The organism is Cyanobium sp. PCC 7001 (assembly GCF_000155635.1).
GTDB lineage: Bacteria > Cyanobacteriota > Cyanobacteriia > PCC-6307 > Cyanobiaceae > NIES-981.
Genome location: NZ_DS990556.1, coordinates 504651 through 530716, shown reverse-complemented (window position 1 = coordinate 530716; position 26066 = coordinate 504651). Strand labels below are relative to the sequence as shown.

The following is a 26066-nucleotide window of genomic DNA, read 5'->3' as shown; positions in this document are numbered from 1 at the left end:
TGCAGTCGTCAGGAAGCCTGATTCTCACGAATCCATCCAGACCATTCCCACGGGGCACCCACCCGTCCCACGTCCCAAGAGCCCTAGAAGGAATTCAGAATCAGCAAAAAATCAAGGTATGGGGTGTCGCAGACTGGTCTAGTTCCAAGTCCTGCTGCAAGACCTTTCCGAGATGTCTGAGACGGTGATCTCAGGTGCGATGACGCCGTGGTTCGAAGCTGAACCGTGATGAGCATGGCAGCCGTCGCTGCCATTCAGGAACGGCCAATGGAGTCTCAGCAGGCGCAGCCAGGACCCATTGCGGGTCTCAGAAGGCGTCCCATCCGAGAGCTGCAAAACGAACGGATGATGTGACTGATCGGCTCAGCGGGTGCGGTAGAGCTCCTTGAGCAGCTGGTAGGCCTCGTTGAGGCGACGCATCGCCTCCTCAGAGCCCCCGGCGTCGGGATGGTGGGCCAGGGCCATCTCCCGGTAGGCCTCCCGGATCTGCGGCAGGGTGAGACGCTGACCTGGATCGGTGGGAAGCTGCAACAACTTCAGGGCACCGTGCAGGGTCATCGTGTGCTCGAGCGTCTGGAACGAGGCCCCCGGGCGGCGGCGGCGGAAGCGGTGCACGAACCGCCGGATCACCGTGGGGATGCGAAGCTCCAGCGTGGCGCTGCTGAAGGGGTCCTCCAGCACCCCGGCCATCACGATCACCCGGCTGAACGAAGGTGGCTGCTGGGGCCAGTCGGGTGTGAGCTGGCGCATCACTTCACCGGCAAGCGACCAGGTGAAGGGCCGGCCTTCGCTCTGGTCGCTCTGGGGCCAGACGTCTTGAGCCATCCACAGCATCGCGGCTTCCAGCACCGCGGCGTTGGCGGGCTGGCCGTAGAGCTCCAGCCAGTGCGCCTCTGCCCTGGCCAGGGCAGAGGCGATCCGTGCAGCTGGAACCTGGGGGAGCGGCTCGAAGCGACTGGGGGCATCGACCGCTGTCGGATGAAGGCTGCGGCGCAGCTGCTCGGTGCGGCGCTGAACGAAGCCAGGCAGATCGATGCCGCGGCTGGCGGTCCCCCGCCCCGGTGGATCGCCCGGGCCTGGAGCCGGGCCGGAATACGCGGCCTGATCGCCGCCGGCAGCGTCAGCCAGCCCGTCGAACACCAGGTCGCCGGCCAGCCGTCCCGCGCGCAGCACCAGGGCGCCTCGCTCGTCGAAATCGCTGTCGAAGCCGGAGGAGCCCTCGTCAGGGTGTTCAGCCGTCGCCGGGGAACTCGGCGGAGGCGGCACCGCCGCCGAATCCGCAGCGGTGGACGGCCGGTCTGACACCGGTGTCTCCATGTCCAGCGGCAGGCTGGACTGCACCGGACGATCGTCATCTCCGGTGAGCAGGCTCTGCAGCAGCCGTTCGACGATCGCCCCGCGGCTGCGGCAGCCGAACTCGCCCTTGAGCGCATCGATGCGGCTGATCAGCTCCTCCGGCAGCCGCAGGCTGATCTGGCGACGGTCGTGCGGCTCTTGGTCAGCCATGGTCAGCCACAGGCGGAAGGGTGCGCCGGCGTGTTCAAGGACCCATCAGCTCCCGCATCATGCGCCTCTGGGCATCGAGCGCCTCCTGATAGCGATCCAACAGGGAGGGGCTCACCTGTCGGCCCGTGGGAGCCGGGGTTGTCGCTGTGGGAGCCAGGGGCCTGGCTCGGGGCGTGGCAGGCGCCACCGGAGGAGCCTGACGCCGGGGTGTCGCCACCGGTGGGGCGGCTGGTCTGGGGGTGGCAGGGGCTGCCGGAGTGGGCCGAGGGGTTGCCGCAGGCGCCGGTCCGGCGGCAGCGGCAGCCTGCTGGGCCTGCTCCCGGGCCTGCACCATGGCGAGCTGGGTGGCCGGCACCACGCTGAGCAGGTGACCCGGGGTGGCGTCGGCGGGGTAGACCACGCTCACCCGCACCGGATTGCTCACCCCAGGCCGCAGATTGAGGGTGGTGAGACCCAGGCTCTGGCCTGATCGCAGGCCCACATGCACCTCCTCGAGGCCGTCGGGCGTGCGGATCTGAAGCGAGCCGCGAAAGGCGGTGAAGGGGTTGAGGCCCGCCACCGTGGGATGGCTCATCACCAGCTCATAGGGCCCCGAGCCGTAGAGGTTGAGGTCGACATCGAAGCGCACGCCGTAGGTGCCGACGTTGTCGAGGGAGGAATCGATCATGCGGCTGGCCAGGGGGTTCACCTGGATGTCCTGGGTGCCGAAGTGATGCCGCACCGTGCTGGTGAGCGGCACATGCAGGGGACCCTGACGGTTGAGGTCGTGCTTGATCGAGGCCTGGTACTCGTCACCCAGGGCCACGCCTCCGACGCGCGAGAACACCCGCCGGCTGTTGATCGCCGCCACCTGATTGAGGTACACCCGGCCGGGCGCGAGCCGGCGCTGATCGAGCACCGCCACCAGATCGGCATCGCTGTAGGGATTCCGCGCTGCCACCACCGCCATCTGGAACGGGCCGTTGCTGCGACCACGCAGCAGGGCATTGGCGATGCCGAGGGCCGGCAGCTGGGTGCGGAACAGCACCACCCGGCTGCGGGGCGGGATGGTGATCTGCTCGCTGAGCTGGCGATCCAGGTTGCCCCGCAGCATCTGAACGGCCGTGGCATCTCCGGGACCGGTGTTCCAGGGCCGCACTCCCAGGGGCTTGACCCCCATCAGGTGGTTGGCGAGGTAGGGAGCCTCGAAGCTGTTGCGCACGGCACCCCGCTCAAAGCGAATCTGCACCGGCCGCAGACCTGGATTGATCAGGATCAGTCCCAGGGTGAGCTCGGTGCGGCGCTCGCCGGGTCGAATCTGGCTGCGGTAGTCCGGGAAGTATTTGTGGTGCATGTGCACCCCGAACTCCCCGTTGAAGGTGAACTCGGCATTGCGCAGGGCCCGGCCGTCCTCGGCCGCATAGGACATGCCGGGTTCGGTGCTGATCAGGATGCCCGGCCCCTCCACCTCCTCCGGCTGGTTCGAGTGGAGCACCGGCACCTTGTTGAAGCTGCCGTTGAGAGGGCGCGCCCGCTGCCCGGCCATGAGGGCCACGGCTGCCGCGGCGGGCCGCACCGGGGAAGCCACCACCGCCACGGTGGCCACCAGCGCCATCGGCACCAGTGCGGCGGTGAAGGGCGACAGCCGGGAGGCAACCAACGGTCTCAAACTTCTTCGGGGGTGAAAGAACTGAGCAGCGTGGATCTGCAGGTGGGACGGCCGGTCGAGTCCGGCGCGGATCCGACCCGGCCGTCGGTGTCTCCGGCCCCCGGAACTCCGGGATCCAGGCGACGGGTGGTGGTGAAGGAGCGTGCCGTTGAAGCCGACCACCACCAGGTTGGGCAACCCTACAAGAACCGCAGCGGCCCGACCGATCGGGTCAGGCGATCCCCCTCTCGCCAGGGATGAGCCGATCGCTAGAACCGGTTGATCCGATCGCCCCTTCCATGCTCCCTCCTTTTGGCTGCTGCCACGACGCCGACGGCGGGCTGGCGGCCCACCGTCGCTATCAGGAACGCAAGCTGCGCATGCTCCGCTTCTGGCGGGATGGGGTGGAGCGGCAGCTCGCCGCGGTCACCGCCGCGATCAGCACCCTGGAGCAGCAGATGCAGCGTGACGCCAGCCCTGCTCAGGACTGATCAGACAGCCGCGCAGCAGCGCCAGGGCCCTATGCAGGCGACGCTGCACCGTCATCGGGCTCACGTTGAGCGCCGAAGCCGTGCGGCGGTAGCTCCAGCCGGCCAGGATCACCCGTTCCACCACCTGCCGCAGCGGCTCCTCCAGCCCGGCCAGCAGGGCCGCGGGGGCTGAGGCCTCCTCGCCCCGACAGGGGTCGGCGGGGCCGGTCTCAGTCTCGGCGCAGGGCGGCTCGCCGCCGTCATCCAGCCAGAAGTCCAGTGACTGGACCCTCACCAGCTGCTCGGCGGCCTGGAGCCGGTTCCAATGGCTCTGGTCCAGCCCCAGCAGCTGCCGCAGCTCCTGCTCCGTGGCCGGGCGGTGGTGGGCGGCCAGCCAGCTGCTGCGCAGGCGAGCCAGCTGCAGGCGCTGCTCATCCAGCCTGCGGGGCAGGCGGATGGGCAGCGCCACATCCCGCAGGTAATGAAGCAGGGCACCGCGCACATGGGGACGGGCGAAGGCCTCGAACGGCGTGGCGGTGGAAGGGCGGTAGAGCTCGGCGGCCCGCAGCAGTCCCATCAGGCCCACCTGGATCAGATCGTCCAGCGGTTCGGAGCAGCGGTGGTGGTAGTGGAGGGCGATCGGGCGCACCAGAGCCTTGTACTGCTCGACCCGCCGGTTGCGGGCCTGGATCGCGCGGCAGTCCTGGTGGCTGGACAGTCGGCCGGAAGTCAGAGTCGTCATCGGGGCAGAGATAAAAACGGTTGTAGGGAGTCGCCGTGGGGCGGCTCCAGATCCAGCCACGCCCATCCCGGGTGCTCCCCGCAACGGTGGAACCACGGGATCGGGCAGCGTCACCCCCGGCGCCCTCAGCGCGGTGCGGCCACCCGCCGCAGCAGCTCCCAGGGTCCGTGGCGCTCCAGCCAGGCGCCGTCGGAGCGCTCCGTGGCCAGCAGGTAGCCGCCGAAGCCGAGCGCATTGATGCTGTAACCGGCGCAGTGCTCCTGGACGCGCCGCACGGTGACGAACCAGTCGTCGTCGAACAGCAGGTTGTAGGGGTGGAGCGGCTGGTCATCGCGGTCTGGATCGCCCAGCTCGAGCTGCCGGGCCTGGCGCAGGTAGATCGCCTGCAGCTCGGCCGGATCGTCGGGACAGAGCCGGGCATCGATGGCGTAGCGCCAGGGCCAGTCCAGCGGCTCCCCCCCGATCTGCCGCAGGAAACAGGACGCCAGGGGACAGCTGGGCACACCTGCACGTCGCGGCAGCAGCTGCAGATGGCGGTGGGGCTGGCTGGCCCCGGCGGCGGCACAGCTGTTGAAGAACCAGAAGCCGCCGGTGTCGCGGGCAAGCTCGGCCACGGCGCGCCAATCCTCCGCAGCAATCCAGCCCTTCTGCGGTTGCCAGTCCTGGGTGATCAGCAGCAGATGGGCCGGCTGCACGGGGTACTTGTTGAGCAGCACCACATGGCCGGACCCCAGCCGTTCAAGCTCCAGGGCCGGCTCCCAGGGCAGGAACGGGTTCGGACGAGGTCCGCCGCCACGCAGATGCTTGGGGGTGCGGCTCAGCAACCGCCGCAGCACGAACGGGCGCAGCCCCGGGGCCTCCACCCGTTCGGTGCGGAGGGGCACCAGATCGCCACTGGCCCGGGCGGCTTCGGAGAGCGCCAGGGCACCGCGCCAGAGGCGTTCAGCCCGCACCGGCCTTGAGCCGAGCCAGGGCGGCGCCCTGGTAGTAGTGGCCCAGAATCTGGTGGTAGCGGTAGCCCTGCTGGGCGAGATCCTGGGCTCCGTGCTGGCTCATGCTGGCGCCGAGATGGCCGTGGGCTTCCAGGCTGATCTGACGGTTGGCGGCGTAGAGGCTCTCCACGATCGCGCCCTGGTAGCTCAGGATCAGCCCGGCCGTGGAGCCCGTGGCCTGGCGCGTCCGCTCCGTCACGCTGGTGAGGCCCCGGTAGGCCTGCCAGCGGGTGGTGTCGCCGAGATGCCAGTGCCGGTTCGCGGGCCTGGCCATGTGGGCCAGGGCATAGGAACGGGCGGCCACGGCCTGGGCACGCAGGGCTTCCAAGGACCAGCTGCTGGGCATCTCGGCTCCCACCACCGAGCTGATGTAGGTCTCGAGTCCCACGTGGTTCACCAGCCGCAGGCCGCCGCCCTCCTGGATCAGCCGGATCCGGCCGGCGTACGGCTGGCCGTTCACTAGCAGGGCCGGACCGGAGGTCTGCAGCCACGCCTCCGGCACCTGCTGCAGGCCACCTTCCAGGGACACCGGATCACCCGCGCCCCCCTGCTGCAGTAGCTGGCCCTCCCGGCTGAGCAGCTGCCACGGCCCCTGGGCCGAGAGGCGGGGGTAAGAGCCGGCCCGCAGCAGCGCCACCCGGATCTCCAGATCGATCGGCGCGGCCGCCTCGGGCTCGGCCAGTCCCAGCGCCGGGGCCTGGGGGGCGGTGGACGGATCCAGCCGCCGCGCCTGGAGATGGCGCAGCTGGTCGGCCGCTGCGACCGTGTCGGGGGGAGGCGGCGGCACAGCCATCAGGGTGTCGAGCAGCTCACCGTGCACGGCCTCCGGAGCCCGGGGAGCCAGGCTCTGGGCGGCGAAACCCGTGGCCACCGCCACCACGGCCATCGGGGTGGCGAGCAGGAACTGGCGGGTGAAGGGGCTGCGCAGCCTCAGGCCCAGAGGCGGTCCCAGCCGGAACCAGTCGGGGCGTCGGAATCGAGATGCAAGTGTCCGTCCCACAGCAGGTGGCCCGTTCCGGTCAGGCGGATCATGCCTGAAACCGCGGTCTCGCACACCATTCCACCCCCGCGGGGCGAGCATTGCCAGCCCGCCAGGCGCTCGAGGCCCAGGCGCTCGAGCCACCAGGGGGCCACCAGGGCATGGGCCGACCCGGTCACCGGGTCTTCGTCGATGCCGAGACCGGGAGCAAGGAAACGCAACTGATAACGGCAGGGCTCACCCAGCACCTCCCAGACCGGACCATGGGCCGGCAGGGGCTGCATCAGCACCAGGCCCTGGCGGTTGGTGGCCGGCACAGCGGCGGCCGGCAGCGGCGTGGACGCCAGTGGCGCGCTGGCGGGCAGCAGCGCCACCGTGTAGCCGAGGGGGGAGGTCCAGTACTGCTCCGCCGTGGTGCCCAGCAGCTGGTCCAGCATCTGCTGCAGAGCGGTTGGCGGTGGCGCCGGGATCAGCCCCGCGCTGGGCAGCAGGATTGAGCCCGCCGGCATGCCTCCCGGCCCGGAGCCCTCCAGGGTCGCCGTGAGTGCACCGCTCAGACTCCAGAACTCCAGGGGCTCCCCTGGGGTCCCCAGGCCCCAGTGGCCAAGGGCCAGCAGGGCCCCCAGGGTGCCGTGGCCGCAGAGGGGCACCTCGCACGTGGGGGTGAACCAGCGCAGGCCCCAGCGGCCGCCGCGATGCCAGAGGAAGGCGGTTTCCGACTGGTTCAGGCTGCGGGCCACCGCCTGCAGCGTCCCATCGGCGAGGGGCCGCTCCAGCAGCACCACGGCAGCGCCGTTGCCCGAGCAGGGCCTGGCCGTGAACGCCTCCACCAGCACCGCGGGCAGCCTGGTCATGGCCGGGAGGGCGGAGCCACGTGCTCGGGTCTGAGCTCGCGCTCCATCAACCCCCAGGCCGCTTCCACGGGATTCAGGCGTCCATCGAGGAGAGCCACCACCTGGCCGCAGATCGGCAGCCGCCAGCCATGGCGCCGCGCCAGCATCAGGGCGGCCCTGGCGGTGCGCAGCCCCTCCACGGTGGCTCCCACGCCCCGTTCCGCCTCGGCAGGGGAGTGGCCCTGCGCCAGCAGCCGCCCGCAGCGGTAGTTGCGGCTCAACTCACTGGTGGCCGTCGCCATCAGATCCCCGAGCCCCGCCAGGCCGTACAGGGTGGCGGCCTTCCCCCCCAGACCCTCCAGCACCACACCGATCTCCGCCAGGCCGCGGGTGAGGAGAGAGGCCCGGGCATTGGCACCCAGGTCGAGCCCATCGGCGATTCCGGCCGCCAGGGCCATCACGTTCTTGAGGGCACCCGCCGCCTCGGTGCCGAGGGGATCGGCATTGGTGTAGAGGCGCAGGTTGGCGCCGCTGAGGGCCTGCTGCAGCCGCACCGCTGTGGCGCCATCCTCGCTGGCCAGCACGCTGGCGGCCGGCAGCCCCTGACGCAGCTCCGCCGCCAGGTTCGGGCCGCTCAGCACCACCAGGGGCACGGCGGCAGGGAGATGGCGGCGCCAGAGCTGGCCGGGGGTGGCGAGCAGGTCGAGATCCAGGCCCTTGGTGCAGCTGAGCAGGGGAGTCGCCCCGGGCCACAGGCCCCCCAGCCGCTGGGCCAGGCTCTCCACGCCCGCCATCGCCACGGCCGCCACCACCAGGTCCACCCCCTGCAGCACCGCCTCGGGTGCGGTGCCATCCCGCCGCGACCAGCTCGAGATGGCGTGGCCCTGCCGCTCCCAGAGCTCGGACAATGTCTGCCCCCAGGCCCCGCGGCCGAGCACGGCGATGCGTAGGGGCATGGATCGAACCGGACGCGCGCGAACAGGGTCTTGCCATCATGGCCCTCCTGGCCTCCGCCCCCATGGACTCACTCCTGCCGCCCCTGTCGCAGTGGCAAGGGCTGGCCCTGGTCGTGGGCAGCGGTGGCATCGGCATGGCGCTGCTGCGGGCCCTGGCCCAGCGGGCTCCGGGGCTGGAGCTGGTGGCCACATCGCGGCGGCCGCCACCGACCGCCGGCCTCCAGCGCTGGGTCCCCCTGGATGTGACCTGTGACGAGAGCCTGGAAAACCTGAGCCGTGAGCTCGCCCAGGGGCCGCCGCTGCGGCTGGTGATCAACACCGTGGGGCTGCTGCACGGCCCGGACCTGCAACCGGAAAAACGCCTGGCCCAGCTCAGGCGAAGCGCGCTGGAGCGCAGTTTCGCCGTGAACGCCTTCGGCCCGGTGCTGCTCGCCCAGGCCCTGGAGGGGGTGCTGCCCCGCCAGAGCCCGTTCCAGTTCGCCAGCCTCTCGGCGCGGGTGGGCAGCATCGGCGACAACGGCCTGGGCGGCTGGTACAGCTACCGGGCCGCCAAGGCCGCCCAGAACCAGTTGCTCCGCACCCTGGCGCTGGAGTGGCGCCGGCGTTTCCCCCAGGCCTGCGTCAGCCTCCTCCATCCAGGCACCACGGCCACGGCTCTGTCGCAGCCGTTCCAGGCCACTGTGCCCACCACCCAACTGTTCAGCGCCGGGAGGGCCGCCGGTCATCTGCTCGATGTGCTGGAAGGCCTGGGACCGGAGCAGAGCGGCGGGTTCTGGGCCTGGGATGGCCAGAGGATCCCGTGGTGAACGGGGGCACTGGCGGGGGCGCTGAAGGAGGTCTCAGGCCGGGTGCTGACGCAGCACCTCCAGCGGGATCACCTCCAGGGTGCTGGCTTCAGTGGCCTGGAGACGCACCGGCGGTGCCATGCCGTCTTCATAGGCCTCCAGCCAGCGCGGGGCACACACGCACCAGTGGTCACCGGGTCTGAGGCCAGGGAAGCCGTACTGGGGAGCCGGGGTGCTGAGGTCGTTGCCCTGGGCGCGGCTATAGCTGAGGAAGGCCTCGGTCACCACGCAGCACACCGTGTGGCGGCCCAGGTCGGCGCCGTTGGTGCGGCAGGAGCCGTCGCGGAACCAGCCGGTCATCGGCTCGCAGCTGCACACCTCCAGGGGCTCCCCCAGCACATTGAGGGCCTGGGTCTGGGCCGGGCTGGTCTGGGTCACAAGGTCCACACGTGCTTGGGGCCCAGTCTGACGAATGTGACGGACTTCCCGTCATCCCCTTGAAGTTGGCCCAGGGAGTTGACGAAATCCGGGGGGGAGGCGTTAAAGGTCGTTGACCGCGTTTCATCCGTCGTTCGACGCGCCAACCCCTTCATGAGCTGGGAATTCACCGAAGACGCGGCCTTCCTGGCCCTCTGCGATGCCTACAAGGAAAGCGGTGAACCGTCGGCCGTGGAGTTCCTGGCCCACGGTGAGGGAGCCTTCCATTTCCAGGAGCTGACCCAGAACGCGGCCGGCGAGGGCCTGGACCTCAGCGACTCCTCCGACCTGGAGGACTTCCAGCAGGACGTGATCGACGCCCTCGAGGAGATGTGCAGCTGAGCGGCCCTCAGCCGTAGAAGAACGCGATCTCCTTGGCCTTGAGCCCCTCCCAGCCGGCGCCCTTGAGGCGCGCGTCGAGGGTCTGCTGATCCAGGTGCTTGGCACCGGTCTTCACCACCCGGTTCCGCATGGATTTGAGAACGCCCGAGCGGGGCCGGCGGCTCTCCAGCTCCATCACCTCGTTGTAGAGCTCGAGCATCGCCGCGGGGATCGGCGAACCGTCGAGGTCCACCCCCGCCTTGATCGCGGCATCGACTCCATCGGGACCGGCGATGACCATGGCGTGCGAAGGGCTTCGGGCTGGAACCCAGCCACGCTAGGCCCAGTCAGCGCCGATCCAGGGCCGATGGGGGCAGGGATTGCCGGAGCTGGCTTCAGGCGCTGAAGTAACGCGCCTTGCTGTGCAGGGCCACCAGGGCGGTGGTGCTCTGTTCCGGCTCCAGCTGATCGCTGGCGTCCATGCTGAGGCCGATGCGCTCGGCGCCGAGCCAGTCCAGCTGCTGGCGCGAATCGGCCACGTTGGGACAGGCGGGGTAACCGAAGGAATAGCGACTGCCCCGATAGCGCTGGGCCAGCACATCCCGCAGGGCTTCAGGCTCCTGATCGCCGAAGCCCAGTTCATGCCGGATGCGGGCATGGGTCCATTCGGCCAGGGCCTCGGCCATCTGCACCGCCAGACCGTGGAAGTAGAGGTAGTCGGTGTACTGGTCGGCGGCGAAGAGCTGCTGCGCGAAGCGGGTGGCCTGCTCGCCCATGGTGACGGCCTGCATCGGCATCACATCGGTGGGCAGCGGCTCGCCGGCCGGTCCCACGGCGAGGTCGCGGTAGAAATCGGCGATGCAGTAGCGGTTGCCCGCCCGTTGACGGGGCAGGTGAAAGCGCCCCAGGGGCCGGGACCGCTGCTCAGGATCGAACACCACCACAGCATTGCCGTCGCGGCCGCAGGGGAAGTAGCCATAGGCCACCCGGGGGGTGAGCAGGTGCTCCGCGAGGCAGCGCTGCATCCAGCCCTGCAGCACGGGTTCTGCCTTCTCCGTCAGCATCGCCTCGTAGGCCTCGCGGCTCTGCTGCTGGCTCTTGCGCAGCTGCCACTGGCCGGCGAAGAGGGCGTTGCGATCGAGGTAGGCGAACACCTCCTGCAGGGGAATGGCCGCCTCGCTCAGCACCCGGCTGCCCCAGAAGGGGGGCTCCAGCGCCGGCTCCTCGGGCACCGCCTCGGAGCGGTGATCGCCGGCGGGGGGGTGGACCGTCGCGGAGCTGCTGTCGTTCGCGTCCGCCGGGTCGGCGGGGGCGGTCGCGTCCCCCTCGGCCGCGGGGCGGCTGGTCCCCAGCTCCACGCCCTCGGGGGCACCATGGAGGAAGCCCTGCAGGTCATCCCAGCCCTCGGCCGCCTTGGCGTCCATCAGCGCGTCCATGAAGCGCAGATCGGCAAAGGCATCACGGCCGTACACCACCTGGCCGCGGTAGGCGGCACGGCAGTCGCCGTGCACGAAGCGGGGGGTGAGAGCCGCTCCCCCGAGAATCACCGGCACCGTGATGCCGGCCTCATTGAAGGCCTCCAGGTTGTCCTTCATGAAGGCCGTGGACTTCACCAGCAGCCCGCTCATGGCGATGCAGTCGGCCTGGTGCTGCTGCTGAGCTTCGATGATGGCTTCGCAGCTCTGTTTGATGCCGAGATTGATCACCTCATAGCCGTTGTTGGTGAGGATGATGTCCACGAGATTCTTGCCGATGTCGTGCACATCGCCCTTCACCGTGGCGATCAGGAATTTGCCCTTGCTGCTGCTTTCCCCTTCCACCCGCTCCATGTGGGGTTCGAGACGGGCCACCGCCGCCTTCATCGTTTCGGCGCTCTGCAGCACGAACGGCAGCTGCATCTGACCGGAGCCGAACAGCTCCCCCACCACCTTCATGCCGTCCAGCAGGAAGGTGTTGATGATGTGCAGAGCCGGATAGGTCTGCAGGGCCTCGTCGAGGGCCGTCTCCAGGCCGATGCGCTCGCCATCGATGATGTGCTGCTTGAGGCGCTCCTCCACCGGCAGATCGGCCAGGGAAGGCCCCGAGGCGCGGGCTTCCTTGGCGCTGACGCCCTCGAACAGGGTGGTGAGGGCCGTGAGCGGGTCGTAGGTGCAGATGGCACCGGGCTGCTCGCTCTCGAAGCGGCGCCGGTCGTAGATCAGATCGCGGCAGATCTGCTGGTGCTCATCGCTGATCTTGATCAGGGGCAGGATCTTGGCCGGACTGACGATCGCCGCGTCCATGCCCGCCTCGCAGCAGTCGTGCAGGAACACCGAATTGAGCACGATGCGTGCTGCCGGTGAGAGGCCGAAGCTCACATTGCTCACCCCGAGCACCACATGCACACCCGGGAGGTTCTCCCGGATCAGCCGGATCGCCTCCACCGTGGCGAGACCGTTTTCGCGGTCTTCCTCGATGCCGGTGGAGATGGGCAGGGCCAGCGGGTCGTAGAAGAGTTCGTGGGCCGGAATGCCGAACTCCAGGGCATCGCGGTAGGCCCGCTGGGCGATGGCGAACTTGCGCTCCGCCGTGCGCGCCATGCCCTCCTCATCGATGGTGCCCACGACCACACCGGAGCCGTAGGCCCGCGCCAGTTCCAGCACCTTGAAGAAACGCTCGTCGCCGTCTTCGTAGTTGGTGGAGTTGAGGATGCACTTGCCGCCGGCCACCTTGAGGCCGGCCTCCATCTTCTGCCACTCGGTGGAATCGAGCATCAATGGCAGATTCACATTGGTCACGAGCCGGCTCACCAGCTCGTGCATGTCCCGTTCCCCATCCCGCCCCACGTAGTCGACGTTCACATCGAGCACGTGGGCGTTCTCCTTCACCTGGCCGCGGGCCACGGCCACCAGCCCGTCCCAGTCCTCCTCGGCAAGCAGTTCCCGCACCTTCTTCGAGCCGCTGGCATTGAGCCGCTCGCCGATGATCAGGAAGGAATTGTCCTGGTGGTAGGGGGTGGTGCCGTAGATCGAAGCGGCCGAGGGTTCCACCTGCAGCAGCGGCCGGTCATGCCGGGTGGCGGGGGTGCGTACCGCCCGGGGAGCCGGGGTGAGCTCTGCCGCCAGCTCCGCCAGGGCGCCGATGTGGGCCGGCGTGGTACCGCAGCAGCCGCCGATCACCTGCACCCCGAGGTCCTCCACGAAGTGCAGCAGCTGCATCTTCATCTCCAGCGGCGTCAGCCGGTAGTGGGCCACCCCGCCGATGTTCTCCGGCAGGCCGGCATTGGGGATGCAGCTCACCACAAACGGGCTGTGCTCGCTCAGGTAGCGGATGTGCTCCTTCATCTGCTCCGGCCCGGTGGCGCAGTTGAGGCCGAGCACGTCGATCGGGAACGGCTCCAGGATCGCCACCACTGCCGCGATGTCGGAGCCCACCAGCATCGTGCCGGTGGTCTCCATGGTCACGCTCACCATCAGCGGCCGCCGCTGGCCCGTGGCCGTGAAGGCCGCCTCGATCCCCTGCAGCGCCGCCTTGATCTGCAGCACGTCCTGGCAGGTCTCCACGATGAACAGGTCCACATCGCCGGCCAGAAGCCCCTCGGCCTGCTCCTGGAACGAGGCCTTCATGGTGTCGAAGTCCACATGGCCCAGGGTGGGCAGCTTCGTGGTGGGCCCCATCGATCCCGCCACGAACCGGGGCTTCTCCGGCGTGCTGAAGGCGTCGGCCATCTGACGCGCCAGCTCCGCCGCGCGCTGGTTGAGGGCGAAGGCCTGGTCGGCGATGTCGTACTCGGCCAGCACCAGGGAGGTGGCTCCGAAGGTGTCGGTCTCGATCACGTCGGCGCCCACCTCCAGGAACTGGCGGTGCACCGCCTGCACCGCGTCGGGACGGGACACCACGAGGTATTCGTTGCAGCCCTCCAGGGCGGCACCACCGAAATCCTCGGCGGTGAGGTTCATCTGCTGCAGGGACGTGCCCGTGGCGCCATCGAAGACCAGCACGGGGCGCCCGGGAGCATGGAGACGCTCGAGGAACCCGACGCGCTCAGCCCCGTGTGGGGGCCGGGGCGGCGTGGAAGAACTGACGGGCCGTGTGGTGGTCATCGCAGGGGCGCTCAGCTGTCGATGCGGATCCGCGTCACCCAGTGGTCATAGGCGGGATCGCGCCCTTCCGTGATCAGGGTGAGGCGATCGCGCAGCCGTTCCATCACGGGACGCTCCGAGGGCAGGTCGGTGGTCTCCACCCGCCGCACCGGCGTCACCTTGGCGGCGGTGCCGCTGAGGAACACTTCGTCGGCGATGAACAGTTCGCTCTTGTCCACGGCGCGCTCGATCACCTCCAGACCCATGGCCCGGGCCAGTTCGATCACGCTGGCACGGGTGATGCCCTCGAGGATGTCCTGATCCACCCCGGGGGTGATCAGCTGGCCATCGCGCACCAGGAAGAGGTTCATGCCGCTGGCCTCGCTCACCTTGCCGCGGCTGTTCATCAGGATCGCCTCCTCGAAGCCGCTCTTCACGGCCTCCGTCTTGGCCAGGGAGCTGGTGATGTAGGCGCCGCTGATCTTGCCGCGCAGGGGCAGGGAGCGGTCTTCCTGACGGGTCCAGGAACTGATGCGGCAGCTCACCCCGTCGGGCGAGAGATAGTCGCCAAGCTCGAGGCCGTAGATGAGGAAGTTGGTCTCGATGTTGTGCAGACGCGGGGCGATGCCCAGATCGCTGGTGTACACGAACGGCCGCAGGTACACCGGGCAGGTGGGCTGGTTGGCCACCAGGAAGGCCTGGATCGCCGTGTGGATGGTCTCCTCCGGCAGGTCGGTGAGCAGCAGGCGAGCGCTCTGGCTCAGCCGGCGGGCATGGCGGTCAGCCCGGAACAGCAGGATCTCCTTGGGATCGGCAGGGTTGGGCAGGGCCCGCATCCCCCCGAAGGCGCCGGTGCCGTAATGGAGGGCGTGGGTCGCCACCGAGAGGGTGGCCTCCTCGAAGCGCACGACCTTGCCATCGAACCAGGCGTAGGGCAGGAACTGGTGCATGGGGGCGCGGGTATCGGCGAGGCCTGGCGTGCCCCGATCTTCTCACTGCAGCCAGCAGGATGGAGCCATGCACAGGCTGGCGGCACTACCGGGGGGATCGGACCAGGCGGACCAGGGGGCCTACGTGGAGCAGCCCGCTGCACCCGTGATCCTGCTCACCCACGCCGACACCGACCTGGTGGCGGTGGACCGGGTGCTGGCGGAATCGCCGGACCTGGTGGAGGGGGCGGTGCGGGGCCTCAACCTGGCCGCTCTGGCCCATCCGGCCGTGATCGACCACTACATCGCCACAACGGTGCGGCAGGCGCGGCTGGTGGTGGTACGGCTGCTGGGGGGCCGTGGTCACTGGACCTACGGGCTGGACCAGCTGGCCCTCTGGGCCGAGCCCGAGGGCCGCGACCTGGTGGTGCTGGCCGGCACGGCGGAGGAGGAGGTGGGGCTGGCCGGCTGCGGCACCGTGGACCCCGCGCTGGCCATCGCCCTGGGGCGCTGCCTGCGGGAGGGCGGCGCCGCCAACGTGCGTTCAGTGCTCAAGGCCCTGAATGGGCTGCTGCAGGGCCGGATGCCGCTGCCGCCGGCCGTGCAGCCCCTGCCGGATCCCGCTGCCCACGACTGGCGCGACGAAACGGGGCCACGGGTGGGGGTGATCGCCTACCGCGCCCTGCTGCAGGCCGGCGATCTGGCCCTGATGGACCGCACCCTGGCGGCGCTGCGCGGCCGGGGATTGTGTCCGCGGGGCCTCTGGGTGAGCGGGCTGCGGGATCCGGCGGTGCAGCGCGGCGTGAGCGATCTGCTGCGGCGCGAGGGGGTGGCGGCGGTGCTGTGCAGCACCTCGTTCGCCTCGGTGCAGTTCGAGGACGCCGGGCTGGGGGCGCCCCTGTGGGAGGCCCTGGATGTGCCGGTGCTGCAGCTGCTGTGCAGCAGCCAGCCCCGGGCGGCCTGGGCCGCCAGCAGCATCGGGCTGACCCCCACCGATCTCACGCTGCAGGTGGCGCTGCCGGAGCTGGATGGGCGCATCACCACCCGCATCGGAGCCTTCAAGCAGACGCGCGCAGCCAGCGAACGGCTCGCCTCAGGGCTGCAGGGCTACGACCCGGATCCCGGCCGGCTGGAATGGATCGCGGAGCTCACGGCCCGCTGGGTGACGCTGGGACGTACAGCGGCGGCCGAGCGCCACGTGGCTCTGGTGCTGGCCAACTACCCGACCCGCAACAGCCGTCTGGCCAACGGCGTCGGCCTCGACACCCCGGCGTCCACAGCCCTGATGCTGTTATGGCTGCGGGAGGCCGGCTACGACCTCGGCGAGCGGCAGTTGCCGGCCGATGGCGATGCCCTGATCGGCCAGCTGCTGGCGGGACTGAGCAACGACCCCGAGAGCGGCCATCGGCCGGCCCTGGATCATCTGGGCCTGCGGGCCTACCAGCACTGGTACGCCACCCTGCCGGAGCAGGGCCGGGAGCGTCTGGAGGCGGTGTGGGGTCCTCCGGAGCGGGATGGAGGGCTGGTGACCACGCGGGAGCGGCAGCAGGCCTTCCCGATCCGGGGGCTGCGCTTCGGCCGTGTGGTGGTGCTGATCCAACCGGAACGGGGCTTCGACCGGGATCCGAGCCTCAGCTATCACAGTCCGGATCTGCCCCCCACCCACGCCTACCTGGCCCAGTACCTGTGGCTGCGGCAGAGCTTCGGCGCCCAGGTGGTGGTGCACGTGGGCAAGCACGGCAACCTCGAGTGGCTGCCCGGCAAGGGGCTGGGGCTCTCGGACCAGTGCTACCCGGAGTGGGCCCTGGGGCCGATGCCCCACCTCTATCCCTTCATCGTGAACGACCCCGGTGAGGGCTCCCAGGCCAAGCGCCGCAGCCAGGCGGTGATTCTCGATCACCTCACGCCGCCGCTCGGGCGGGCTGGGCTGCACGGGGATCTGCAACGCCTGGAGGGGCTGCTCGACGAGTACTGGGAGGCGAGCCAGCTCGGCGGTGCCAGGGCCGACGCCCTGCGCAGCACCCTGCGGGAGCGGCTCCAGGCCCTGGACCTGCCCCTGGCCGCGGCGGAGGCCGATCTCGATGCCCGGCTGGATGCGGCCGATGGTTACCTGTGCGAGCTGAAGGAAGCCCAGATCCGCCTGGGGCTCCACACCTATGGACGCCTGCCCGAATCCGGGCGGCTGGCCGAACTGCTGCTCTGCCTGGCTCGTCCGCCCCAGGCCGGCATGGCGGGCCTGACCCAGGCCCTCGCCAGAGACCGGGGGCTGGACTTCGATCCCTGGAGCGATCCGGAAGAACAGCGTCTGGCGGAGACCGACCGGCAACGGCTCCAGGCTGGTGTCGGCGCCGCCCAGGCCCCCGGTGTTCTGCGCACGGTGGGCGATGGAGCGGCCCTGCTGGAGCAGGAGGCTCTGGCGCTCTGCCGCCAGGCCCTCCGCCTGGACACGGCAGCGGACAGCCCCAGGCCAGGCCCCATCACCCGGGCGTGCCTGGATCACCTGCACCGGCAGCTCTTGCCCCGCCTGCTGGGCTGTGGCGACGCCGAGCGGCAGGCCTTCCTGCGGGGACTGGAGGGCCGGCGCATCGCCGCCGGACCGGCCGGAGCACCCACCCGGGGCCGGCCCGATCTGCTGCCCACCGGCCGCAACTTCTACGCGGTGGACCTGCGCGGCCTCCCCACCGAGGCGGCCTGGGACCTGGGTCGCCGCAGCGCCGAGCTGCTGCTGGAGCTCCATCTGCAGGACGAGGGGGAGCATCTGCGCCGACTCGCCCTCTCGGTATGGGGCACCAGCACGATGCGCAACGGCGGTGAGGATATCGCCCAGGCCCTGGCCCTGCTGGGCGTGCGGCCCGTGTGGGATGGACCGACGCGCCGGCTGGTGGACCTGGAGCTGATCCCGCTCAACCTGCTGGGGCGGCCGCGGGTGGATGTGACCCTGCGCATCTCCGGCCTGTTCCGCGATGCCTTCCCCCAGCTGGTGGGGTGGATGCACCGGGCCACCACGCTGGTGGCGGAGCTCGAGGAGGACGAAGCCCACAACCCCCTGGCGGCGGCAGCACGGCGGGAGGGTCACTGCGCCCGCATCTACGGGTCGGCCCCGGGGGCCTACGGGGCGGGCCTGCAGGGCCTGATCGACAGCGGCCAGTGGGAGGAGCGGGACGATCTGGGCGAGGCGTTCCTGAACTGGAGCAGCTGGAGCTATGCGCCGGAGGGTTCAGGTCATGCGGGGGCGGCGTCGATCGAAGCCCGTGCGGATCGGCAGGGGCTGGAGCAGCGGCTGCGCAGCGTGCAGGTGGTGCTGCACAACCAGGACAACCGGGAGCATGACCTGCTCGACTCCGACGACTACTACCAGTTCCAGGGGGGGTTGAGCGCCGCTGCCGAACGGCTGCAGGGCCGCCGGCCGGCCCTCTGGTTCGGCGACCACTCCCGCAGCAGCCGGCCGCGGGTGCACCGGATCGAGAAGGAATTCGACAAGGTGCTGCGCAGCCGGGTGCTCAACCCGCGCTGGATCAGGGCGATGCAGGAGCACGGCTACAAGGGCGGCTTCGAGATGGCCGCCACCCTGGACTACCTGTTCGCCTACGACGCCAGCACCGGACGCATGCCTGCCTGGAGCTACGGCGCGGTGTGGGACCACTGGCTGGCGGATCCCGAGGTGCGCCGCTTCCTTGAACGCCGCAACCCGTGGGCGCTGCGCGACATGGCCGAACGGCTGCTGGAGGCCCACCACCGCGGCCTCTGGAACCACGCCGGTGCCGAACGGATCAGCCAGCTGGAGCAGCTGGTGCTGGACACTGAAAGCCTAATCGAACAGTCACCCTGAGCTGGCAGCCGCTCAGACGTCCGACACCGGCCAGGCAGCGTGGCCTTTCAGTTGTTCAGGTCCCGCACCATCTGGCGGAAGGGATCGATGGCTCCGGGCTTGGAGGGGATCTGCTGGGTGATCTGGGGCTGGGCGACAGGGGATGCAGCGGTCTGCTCCTGGTCCTTCTTGGCGGCGGCCGGACCGCCGGGCACATTCACGCCCAGGGCCGAGCCACGCCGGCGCTGTTCCAGCTGAGCCTGGGACATCTGCTGGGCGAACGTCTTCTTCACGGGCTTGGGAACACCGCCGGTGAGATTCAGTTCGGCCTCGCGGCGAGCGGCGCCAGGCAGGCCTTCGGACATCTTCTCCAGCTTGGTCTCCATCGAGGACACCTCGGCCACCATCTCCTTGTTGCCGGGGTTGTCGGCCGTGCCGGGGAAGGTGTGGCGGATGGTGTTCGCCCGCTTCATCAGGTTCACATCGCCCAGGCTGCTGGCGGCATCGGCATCCAGGAAGACGGCCTCCGTCTTCTTGCGGGGCTGGGGCTTGGCGGCAGGGGCGCTGTTCGCGCCGGAGCCGGAGGAGAACAGGCGATCAAACAGACCCATCGTCGGCCAAGGGGAAAGCGTCAGCAAACCCTAGCGGCCGCAGAGGTTCACCCCATGGGTATCCGTACCACAACTCATCAAAAGGCGACGATGGCCTAGATCCCTGGCGATCGCCTCGCACACCAGCGGCGTGGGTGACCAGGCCGCCTGGAGGTCGTAGTCGTACCAGGCCTCGGCCCCGTCGAAACCGAGGTCGGCCGCCGCCGCCAGCAGGTGCGGGAAGGGGCGGCGGTAGCGGGCCGGATGGGCCAGCAGAGCCAGGCCCCCGGCGGCATGGATGGCCTGCACCACGGCCCCGGCACGCAGGGCTGGCCCCACCACGGACCGGCCCTGCAGGTAGGGCTCCAGGGAAGGGTGCTCCGCTCCGAAGCCGAGGGCCAGCACATGCACCAGACACCCCTCCAGCAGACAGCTGATCTCCACACCCCGCCAGAGGGTCGGAACCGCCTGGCCCCGCGCCGAGGCGGCCTCGAACACCGCGGAGATCGGGGCATGGGCCTGCAGGGCATGGTGATCGGTCACGGCCAGGTGATCGAGACCGATCGCCAGAGCCTGATGGGCCAGGCCCTCCGGGGTGAGGCTGCCATCGCTGCAGATGGTGTGGCAGTGGAAGTTGAACCGGGTGGGACAACTGGCCGGCTCCACCTGCGCCAGCACGGCGGACAGGGGATGGGAAGCACGGGGAGAGGCGGGAACGGCCATCGGGCTCAGGCGTCGGCGGCCAGCCGCTCGGCCCGCAGCCGGCGCCAGCGCGCGTAGAACTGGATCGACGCGGCCATGAACACCACCAGGGCCACCACGAACCAGGTGGCGGCGCCGGTGGGGAACTGGTTCTTGAACACCACCAGCATCACCACGATCACCAGCAGCAGGGTTGGGAGCTCGTTGAGGGCCCGCAGCTGGCGGCCGTTCCAGTTGCAGCGGCCCTGCTGCAGCTGCCCCATCAGCCGGTAGCAGAAGGCGTGATAGGCCAGCAGGGCGGCCACGAAGGCGAGCTTGGCGTGCATCCAGCCCTGCTGCAGCCAGGTGGGATTCACGCTCAGAAGCCCCACGGCGCAGACCACGGCCACCACCATGCCCGGCGTGGTGATGATGTTGGCGAGGCGGCGTTCCATCAGGGCGTACTGCTCCTGGAAGGCCAGCTTCAAGGGGGGGTCCAGTTCCTCGGCCTCGCGGTGGTAGATGAACAGGCGCACCAGATAGAAGAGGCCCGCGAACCACACCACCACGCCCACGATGTGGAGCGTCTTGAACCACAGGTAGGCCTCTGGAGGCCAGCTGAAGACGAACACCATGCCGCTGCGCCGGGGGCCACAGGCTAGAAGCCAGGCACCGCGTCATCGGATGGGCCAGGCACCGTGTCGTCGGATGCGCCAGGCGCAGCGCCGGCCGGTGCGATCGCAGCTACAAGTTCTGCTGGGCAGGATGTTGCCTGCAGTGACATGCCGCCGTGGTTCGGAGGAGTGGCTCGGGACGGATCCCAGGGACAACCACTGATTCAGCTGATTCAGCCCCGGTGCTGGTCTTCGACGGCGGCTGCCTGTTCTGCCGACACTTCGCCCTGCTCAGTGAGCTGAAAGGCGGCATCCCCGATCTGCAGATCCGCGATGGCCGGGCCGACACGGCGCTCCGCCATGCGTTGGCAGCGCGGGGCCATCACCTGCGGGATGGCGCCATGGTTCTGAAGGGAGACCAGGTGTGGCACGGGGCCGAGGCGATCGCCTGGATCAGTTCCCGGATGCGGCCCAGCACGGCCCTGCTGCAGTTGCTCAAGCTGGTGATGGCGGAGCGGAGGCGGGCTCGGTGGCTCTACCCGTTGCTGCTGCTGGCGCGTCGCAGCGCTCTGGCCTGGCGCGGGCTGCCCGTCGACCCCGATCAGGCCTCCTGCTGAGCCCGGGCGCTGGCCCGGGCCGCCTCCACCGCGGTCACCACCGCCAGAAGCAGGAAGCCCGCCAGGCCCACCAGCTGGTTGCGCTGCACCACATCGGGCATCAGCGTGGGATCCACGCCCTGGCCCTGAACAAGGCCGACACCGAACCAGAGCGTAGCGAGCACCGAGGTGATCCAGTAGGCCTTCCAGCGGCGCTGGTAGATGTATCCGGTGCCGAGCCCTGGCACCACGTTGAGCAGGGCCGCCACCCAGCCGCTGCCACTGGCCACGATCTGGCGCTTGCTGAGGAGGTCCATGGATCGGTCGGCTACGCCTCCATCCCTAGCGCAGGCGGGCCCGTTCCAGGGTCCAGGTTTCTAGGGTTCGGTGAGGGACTCACCACCGAGAGGCCCTGGAACACCGAAGCGCTGGCGGCGGTGGAGCGTCTGAACGGGTGGGTGGCGAGGCTCGGTTTTCTGGCCGCGGTGGTGGGGGAGGCCCTCACGGATGAAGGGATCGTGGGACAGCTGGCCGCGGCGCTGCGCTGGTTGCTGGGCTGAATGCAGCCGGTGAAACATCCCACCGGCCGGACACCGATCAGGGCAGGAATCCCAGGTCAGCGAGCTGGGGCACCAGCCAGCCAGGAATGCCGTCCTGGTCCCACTTCCAGAAATCGCCTCGGCCCAGATACACCGCTTCGCGGGCCAGGTAAGCCTGGGCCACCACCGCCAGATCCACGGCCTGAAGGGCATCCTCGCGGCTGGAACGGCGCAGCCGCTCCGACGGGCTCAAGGCCCGGTCGGCGTCGCGCGTGGCGTCAATCCCCCGTGCGGCAGGGCCGGGGAGCCAGGAGCCCCATCCGGCACGGAAGCGACGCCCACCCACAACTGCCTTGCCTGTCATCCCCTCACCGGACCATCCCGGACCTGAAAAGCAGGCAACAGGGTAGGGGGCGAACCCGGTTTGGGTTCAGCGCGGTGTGTCGTTGTACACCACCTGCTCGACACGGCGCCCATCGGGAGAAATCCGCAGTTCGGTCTCCGCGGTGGGCAACTGGTCCCGTTCCTCCCAGCCGGGAGGACCGCCGAGAAAACGGAACACGAAGCCGTCGGCGTTCTCCTCCACCAGGCAGGGATTGCTGCGGGCTGCCGTGGCGAACATGCACTGGGCCGGGCGGTAGCGCTCCAGGCCGCCATTCACCCGCACGGCGTAGGTGCGGGCGACGTTGATGGCGCGCACGGCTGCGGGGGTGACCCGTTCCTCGGCCTGGAGCGGCGCGAGGCCAGCGACGGAGGAGAGGACGGTCAGCCCCAGAGAACCGATGAAAAGCCCGGGCAACAGCGGGTGACGGCGGAGCGATCCCTGCCAATAGGCCCTGGAGAGCAGGGCACGGAGGGGTGAGGCAAGGCAGGCCATGGCGGTCGGCGGGTCACGTCCTACTCTCCAGCCTTAGCGCCGGACAGCGGCCTCGGCAGCGCTAGCGCTGGAATCGGCGGTCGGTCTCAAGCCAGCGCTCGAAGGCCGCCAGGGCTTCGACGGTGGCCCAGAGCGAAAGCCCCACCGCCAGGGCACCGCCCACCACCAGCACGGAGGCCAGCACCAGGGGGATGGCGGCCATCAGCACCAGCGGGATCACCACCAGGGCCCCGACTGCGGCCAGACCGAGCACGGGAGCCACCAGAGCCGAGGGGGGGCCCTGACGCGGCAGACCGGCGCGGTGGAGGGGATCGGAGCTTGCCATGGCGCGGCCGAGACGGCAGAGGTGGTCATTCTGGGCCCGAAGGCCTGGGGCTCTGTAGCCGGGGAACCGAACCCAGCCGAACCCTGGCCGCTGGTGGCGGCGCCTGGCCGCCCCTAGAACGGATGCATGGCCGGCCTGGGCATCCAGTGTCCCCACCGCAGCTTCTGAGCCCCCCTGCAGCTGCCGAAGGGACACCGCGCTGCCGCCTCAGGGCCGAGGGACCGGGACGCTTTCTGGTGGCCGGCTTCCTGTCGGCGTGGCTGGTGGGGTGGGGGGCCGGCGAAAGCTTCGCCCTGTGGGTGCTGTGGGGGGCCTGTGGACCCTCGGAGGGGTCCTGGCGGTGGGGGAGGTGCTGCGCTGCCTGTGGACATTCGGAGGGGCACCAGGAGCTGGTGGTGTGCCGCTGGGAGGGGCCGTTCAGGCGCTGCCGCCGCATCGGCTGGAAGCAGATCCGGCGCTTCGAGGCGACAGTCCAGGGACCCCAGGCCGGCGCTCTGGTGGCGGTGCTGGATGACCGTCGGGTGGAGATCACACGCCTGGGCAGCGAACGGCAGCGGTTGGAGGCGGCCGTGCTGGGCGGGCTCACCCTGGCCTGTGCCTGGGGGTTGGCGTGGCTGCTGGCCGGACGGAAGGAGTGGCGGCTGGAGGCCCGCCGTCTGGTGCTGCAGCGGCGCTTCGCCGGCCGGGTGCACGTGGTGGGGGAGGGCCGGGACCTGGAGCTCCGGGAATCGGTGGACGCCGATGGCGATCGCAGCTACCGGCTGCAGGCCAAGGGAACCGACGGCAAGCCCCTCACTCTGGACACTGCCAGCGACGACCCCTCGAGCCTGCGGGGGCTGGGGGCCTTTGTGGCGGCCCGGACCCGCATGCCCTTCACCGATTGTGTGCCCACCGAGGCCCAGCGGCGGCAGCAGCGCAGCGACGAGCTGAGGACGCTGCACCAGCAGCTGCTGGAGTCGGGACCGCTCGGTCGCTGGGCCGCCCGCTGGATCCCGCCGGAGCCGCCCGGCGATCAGACTTAGGCTCCTGGAAGCGCGGTGGTCCGTAGCTCGGGGCCGTCATGGCAGCGGGACCGTCATGGCAGCGGGACACTGGCTGAAGCAGGCTGTGGCGGGAACGGAGACTGCAGCGTGAAACAGGTTGGACTGGCCCTCGGCAGCGGTGGTGCCCGGGGCTGGGCCCACATCGGCGTGATCCGAGCCCTGCAGGAGGAGGGCATCGGCATCAGCGGCATTGCCGGCGCCAGCATCGGCGCCCTCGTGGGGGCGATGTACTGCGCGGGGGAACTGGACGACCTCGAGGATTTCGTGCGGGATCTGCGCTGGCGCGACCTGCTGACCTACTTCGACATGGTGTTTCCCACCAGCGGCCTGCTCGACGGCAACCGCGTCTACGAGCTGCTGTCGGAGCACATGCAGGCCATGCGGATCGAGGACGCCGCGATCCCGTTCTGCTGCGTGGCCACCGACCTGATCCGCGGCAAGGAGGTGCAGCTCCGCTCCGGTTGCATGGTGGATGCGGTGCGGGCCAGCATCTCGGTGCCGGGCATCTTCACCCCGTTCTGCGATGGAGACCGCTTCCTCGGGGATGGCGGCATCGTCAATCCGGTGCCGGTGGACGTGGCCCGCGACCTCGGGGCCGAGCTGGTGATTGCGGTGAACCTGAACCGCAACCACGTGACCGGCGGGCTGGCGGAAACAGCCCGGCCGTCCGCGGTGGGTGAGTCCCGTAACCAGGAGACGGTGGAAAGGAAGAGACGTGAAGGGGTCAACCAACGCCGCGAGACCTTTCTGCGCAACCTGCAGCAGCGCTTCGAGAGCCTCCAGGACACCCTCAACGACAAGATGGATCAGTGGTTTGATGCGGAGGACCCCGGACCGAACATCTTCGAGGTGATCGGCACGTCGCTCAACGTGATGGAGCAGCAGGTGACCCGCGGACGGCTGGAGGTGCACGTGCCGGATCTGCTGGTGGAGCCGCCCCTGCATGACTTCGCCATCTTTGACTTTCATGAGGCCAGCCGGATCATCGCGTTGGGGCACCGGGCGATGCGCGACCAGCTGCCGGCGCTGCGGGAGCTGCTCTGATGGATCTGCCGTCGCTGGAGAGGCTGCCGCTGCTGCGGGATCTGCAGCAGTGTCTGGAGGTGTGGTCAGGGCGGCGCGGCCAGGCGCGGTTGAGCGAAGACCCACTGGAGCCCCTGCCGCCGGGGCGGCTCGAAGCGCTGCGGCAGCGGGTGGGGGAGCTGGAGGTGCCCCCGCCCCTGGTGAGCGATGTGGGGGCGGCCCTGCGGGAGGCCGTGCAGGCCTGGCGCGCCGACTCCCAGGCACCGAACGTGCTGATCGTGCTCAGCCGCCCGGTGGAGCCCATGGCCCCGGTGATCGAGGCGGTGCTGGCTGACTGGAAGGACGGGGAGATTCCCTGCCGCACCCTGCTGCCCTGCCGCCGCCGACCGGCCGACCCGGCGGCAGTGCCACGCATGCTCACGGCGGCGCTCGAGACGGCCCCGTCCTCGGCAGCCGGGGATGGCGAGTCGGCGCCCTTGGGATCGGCGACGTCGACAGAGCCGCTGCTGCTGAGCCTGCCCAATCTCGACCAGTGCTTCCTGCGCTGCATCGATGGCTGGAGCGGCATCGAGCGGCTGCGCCAGGTGATCCTGGAGCGGCGCGACCGGTTCTGGCTGCTGGGCTGCAACCGCTGGGCCTGGAAGTTCCTCGACCACGTGAGCCAGTTCAGCTCGTACTTCCCCAACGCCACCACCCTGCCGGCTCTGGATGGAGAGGCCCTGCGGCAGTGGCTGGCGCCGGTGGCGGAAGACCTGGGGCTTGAGCCCCCTGACGCGGAAGGAACCCCAGACCGCCACAGGCGCGGGAACGATCACGGGGGGGACGATCGGGGGACGAGCGATCCCGAGCGGACCGATCACTGGGACCTGCTGGCGGATGCGGCGGAAGGCAGCCACCGGATCGGCGCCGAGCTCTGGCTGGCCAGCCTGCGCCGCAAACCGCCCAAGGAGGAGTCGGGGGAGAAGGAGGTGGAGAAGGAGGGGGAGGAGCCCGGGGAGGAGGAGGAGGAGGAGCTGGTGGCCGCCCGGCCGTTTCTGCCGGACCTGCCGGCCCTCACCGATGAAGACCGCTATCTCCTGCACAGTCTGCTGATCCACGGTTCCCAGCGCCGCAGCCACCTGGCCTATGGACTGGGGATGCCCAGTCACCGGCTGCAGCCCCGCATCCAGTGGCTCCTGGCCGAAGGGGTGCTTCAGGACACGGCGGGGGAGCTGGGGGTGCGGGCCTGCCACTACCCGAACCTGCTGCGGCAGCTGGCGGACAACAATTTCTTCACCGGGGAGATCTGAGCG

General features: G+C 69.9%; 26 protein-coding genes. 8 read left to right on the top strand and 18 right to left on the bottom strand.

Annotated features, from left to right (window positions below):
- Nucleotides 1-363: 363 nt before the first annotated feature.
- Nucleotides 364-1506 carry a DnaJ domain-containing protein gene (locus CPCC7001_RS02585; protein WP_006911764.1) on the bottom strand — a complete coding sequence of 381 codons (1143 nt, stop codon included), beginning with the start codon at nt 1504-1506 and terminating at the stop codon, nt 364-366.
- A gap of 34 nt (nt 1507-1540) precedes the next feature.
- Nucleotides 1541-3100, bottom strand: coding sequence for a DUF3370 family protein (locus CPCC7001_RS02580; protein ID WP_043369402.1), 1560 nt, complete (start codon nt 3098-3100; stop codon nt 1541-1543).
- 332 nt (nt 3101-3432) lie between these two features.
- Between CPCC7001_RS02580 and CPCC7001_RS02575 the strand changes: the two genes are divergently transcribed.
- A complete protein-coding gene (locus CPCC7001_RS02575; protein WP_043368516.1) occupies nt 3433-3624 on the top strand; it encodes a hypothetical protein in 192 nt (63 codons plus the stop codon).
- Here the strand turns inward: CPCC7001_RS02575 and CPCC7001_RS02570 are convergent.
- The 5 genes from CPCC7001_RS02570 to CPCC7001_RS02550 form a co-directional block, all read right to left on the bottom strand.
- Nucleotides 3572-4345: a sigma-70 family RNA polymerase sigma factor gene (locus CPCC7001_RS02570; RefSeq protein ID WP_006910580.1), complete on the bottom strand. Its 774-nt coding sequence runs from the start codon at nt 4343-4345 to the stop codon at nt 3572-3574. The genes CPCC7001_RS02575 and CPCC7001_RS02570 overlap by 53 nt on opposite strands.
- 125 nt (nt 4346-4470) lie before the next feature.
- Nucleotides 4471-5298, bottom strand: a complete 828-nt coding sequence (locus CPCC7001_RS02565) for a DUF4922 domain-containing protein (RefSeq protein ID WP_006910274.1) — start codon at nt 5296-5298, stop codon at nt 4471-4473.
- The gene (locus CPCC7001_RS02560; protein WP_225867152.1) at nt 5288-6337 is read right to left on the bottom strand and encodes a SpoIID/LytB domain-containing protein; all 1050 of its coding nucleotides are present in this window, start codon (nt 6335-6337) and stop codon (nt 5288-5290) included. Before CPCC7001_RS02560 ends, CPCC7001_RS02565 begins: the two co-directional genes overlap by 11 nt.
- Nucleotides 6268-7170 (bottom strand): PhzF family phenazine biosynthesis protein, encoded by a 903-nt coding sequence (locus CPCC7001_RS02555; RefSeq protein ID WP_006911512.1) that lies wholly within the window; start codon nt 7168-7170, stop codon nt 6268-6270. Before CPCC7001_RS02555 ends, CPCC7001_RS02560 begins: the two co-directional genes overlap by 70 nt.
- Complete coding sequence (locus CPCC7001_RS02550; RefSeq protein ID WP_006911499.1) at nt 7167-8105, bottom strand: NAD(P)H-dependent glycerol-3-phosphate dehydrogenase; 939 nt, start codon at nt 8103-8105, stop codon at nt 7167-7169. Before CPCC7001_RS02550 ends, CPCC7001_RS02555 begins: the two co-directional genes overlap by 4 nt.
- Nucleotides 8106-8167: 62 nt before the next feature.
- Between CPCC7001_RS02550 and CPCC7001_RS02545 the strand changes: the two genes are divergently transcribed.
- A complete protein-coding gene (locus tag CPCC7001_RS02545) occupies nt 8168-8911 on the top strand; it encodes an SDR family NAD(P)-dependent oxidoreductase (protein WP_043369399.1) in 744 nt (247 codons plus the stop codon).
- 33 nt (nt 8912-8944) lie between these two features.
- On the opposite strand, the gene CPCC7001_RS02540 is transcribed toward CPCC7001_RS02545, so the two are convergent.
- On the bottom strand, nt 8945-9337 hold the full coding sequence (locus CPCC7001_RS02540) for a DUF2237 family protein (RefSeq protein ID WP_006911715.1): 393 nt from the start codon (nt 9335-9337) through the stop codon (nt 8945-8947).
- A gap of 144 nt (nt 9338-9481) precedes the next feature.
- Here CPCC7001_RS02540 and CPCC7001_RS02535 point away from each other — a divergent pair, with 144 nt between their 5' ends.
- Nucleotides 9482-9709 (top strand): hypothetical protein, encoded by a 228-nt coding sequence (locus tag CPCC7001_RS02535; protein ID WP_006909789.1) that lies wholly within the window; start codon nt 9482-9484, stop codon nt 9707-9709.
- A gap of 7 nt (nt 9710-9716) precedes the next feature.
- On the opposite strand, the gene CPCC7001_RS02530 is transcribed toward CPCC7001_RS02535, so the two are convergent.
- The 3 genes from CPCC7001_RS02530 to CPCC7001_RS02520 all read right to left on the bottom strand — a co-directional run bounded on the left by CPCC7001_RS02530 (nt 9717) and on the right by CPCC7001_RS02520 (nt 14699).
- Complete coding sequence (locus CPCC7001_RS02530; RefSeq protein WP_006910648.1) at nt 9717-9989, bottom strand: DUF4090 family protein; 273 nt, start codon at nt 9987-9989, stop codon at nt 9717-9719.
- Between the two features lie 94 nt (nt 9990-10083).
- On the bottom strand, nt 10084-13626 hold the full coding sequence (metH, locus tag CPCC7001_RS02525) for a methionine synthase (RefSeq protein ID WP_369699356.1): 3543 nt from the start codon (nt 13624-13626) through the stop codon (nt 10084-10086).
- A 155-nt stretch (nt 13627-13781) separates the two neighbouring features.
- The gene (locus CPCC7001_RS02520; protein ID WP_006910057.1) at nt 13782-14699 is read right to left on the bottom strand and encodes a branched-chain amino acid transaminase; all 918 of its coding nucleotides are present in this window, start codon (nt 14697-14699) and stop codon (nt 13782-13784) included.
- A gap of 67 nt (nt 14700-14766) precedes the next feature.
- Here CPCC7001_RS02520 and cobN point away from each other — a divergent pair, with 67 nt between their 5' ends.
- Complete coding sequence (gene cobN, locus CPCC7001_RS02515; RefSeq protein WP_006910052.1) at nt 14767-18507, top strand: cobaltochelatase subunit CobN; 3741 nt, start codon at nt 14767-14769, stop codon at nt 18505-18507.
- Between the two features lie 47 nt (nt 18508-18554).
- Here the strand turns inward: cobN and CPCC7001_RS02510 are convergent, their stop codons facing one another.
- Genes CPCC7001_RS02510 through hemJ form a run of 3 tightly spaced genes read right to left on the bottom strand, consistent with a single transcriptional unit; the run spans nt 18555 to nt 20392 of the window.
- Nucleotides 18555-19097: a hypothetical protein gene (locus CPCC7001_RS02510; protein WP_006909638.1), complete on the bottom strand. Its 543-nt coding sequence runs from the start codon at nt 19095-19097 to the stop codon at nt 18555-18557.
- Between the two features lie 30 nt (nt 19098-19127).
- A complete protein-coding gene (locus CPCC7001_RS02505; RefSeq protein ID WP_006910358.1) occupies nt 19128-19799 on the bottom strand; it encodes a PHP domain-containing protein in 672 nt (223 codons plus the stop codon).
- A gap of 5 nt (nt 19800-19804) precedes the next feature.
- Nucleotides 19805-20392 carry a protoporphyrinogen oxidase HemJ gene (hemJ, locus tag CPCC7001_RS02500; protein WP_006909804.1) on the bottom strand — a complete coding sequence of 196 codons (588 nt, stop codon included), beginning with the start codon at nt 20390-20392 and terminating at the stop codon, nt 19805-19807.
- A gap of 221 nt (nt 20393-20613) precedes the next feature.
- Here hemJ and CPCC7001_RS02495 point away from each other — a divergent pair, with 221 nt between their 5' ends.
- Nucleotides 20614-20988 carry a DCC1-like thiol-disulfide oxidoreductase family protein gene (locus CPCC7001_RS02495; RefSeq protein WP_043368512.1) on the top strand — a complete coding sequence of 125 codons (375 nt, stop codon included), beginning with the start codon at nt 20614-20616 and terminating at the stop codon, nt 20986-20988.
- Here the strand turns inward: CPCC7001_RS02495 and CPCC7001_RS14930 are convergent.
- The 4 genes from CPCC7001_RS14930 to CPCC7001_RS02470 form a co-directional block, all read right to left on the bottom strand.
- A complete protein-coding gene (locus tag CPCC7001_RS14930; RefSeq protein ID WP_006911103.1) occupies nt 20973-21284 on the bottom strand; it encodes a hypothetical protein in 312 nt (103 codons plus the stop codon). The genes CPCC7001_RS02495 and CPCC7001_RS14930 overlap by 16 nt on opposite strands.
- Before the next feature lie 280 nt (nt 21285-21564).
- On the bottom strand, nt 21565-21759 hold the full coding sequence (locus CPCC7001_RS02480) for a hypothetical protein (RefSeq protein ID WP_006911083.1): 195 nt from the start codon (nt 21757-21759) through the stop codon (nt 21565-21567).
- 177 nt (nt 21760-21936) lie between these two features.
- Entirely contained in the window at nt 21937-22305 is a 369-nt protein-coding gene (locus CPCC7001_RS02475) for a hypothetical protein (RefSeq protein WP_225867151.1), read from the bottom strand.
- A 139-nt stretch (nt 22306-22444) separates the two neighbouring features.
- On the bottom strand, nt 22445-22708 hold the full coding sequence (locus CPCC7001_RS02470) for a hypothetical protein (RefSeq protein ID WP_006910961.1): 264 nt from the start codon (nt 22706-22708) through the stop codon (nt 22445-22447).
- A 392-nt stretch (nt 22709-23100) separates the two neighbouring features.
- On the opposite strand from CPCC7001_RS02470, the gene CPCC7001_RS02465 reads away from it, so the two are divergent.
- The 3 genes from CPCC7001_RS02465 to CPCC7001_RS02455 all read left to right on the top strand — a co-directional run bounded on the left by CPCC7001_RS02465 (nt 23101) and on the right by CPCC7001_RS02455 (nt 26063).
- Nucleotides 23101-23730, top strand: coding sequence for a hypothetical protein (locus CPCC7001_RS02465; protein WP_156796652.1), 630 nt, complete (start codon nt 23101-23103; stop codon nt 23728-23730).
- 108 nt (nt 23731-23838) lie between these two features.
- Nucleotides 23839-24795 (top strand): patatin family protein, encoded by a 957-nt coding sequence (locus CPCC7001_RS02460; protein WP_006909441.1) that lies wholly within the window; start codon nt 23839-23841, stop codon nt 24793-24795.
- A complete protein-coding gene (locus CPCC7001_RS02455; RefSeq protein ID WP_006910167.1) occupies nt 24795-26063 on the top strand; it encodes a hypothetical protein in 1269 nt (422 codons plus the stop codon). The genes CPCC7001_RS02460 and CPCC7001_RS02455 overlap by 1 nt, the downstream gene beginning before the upstream one ends.
- Nucleotides 26064-26066 lie beyond the last annotated feature (3 nt).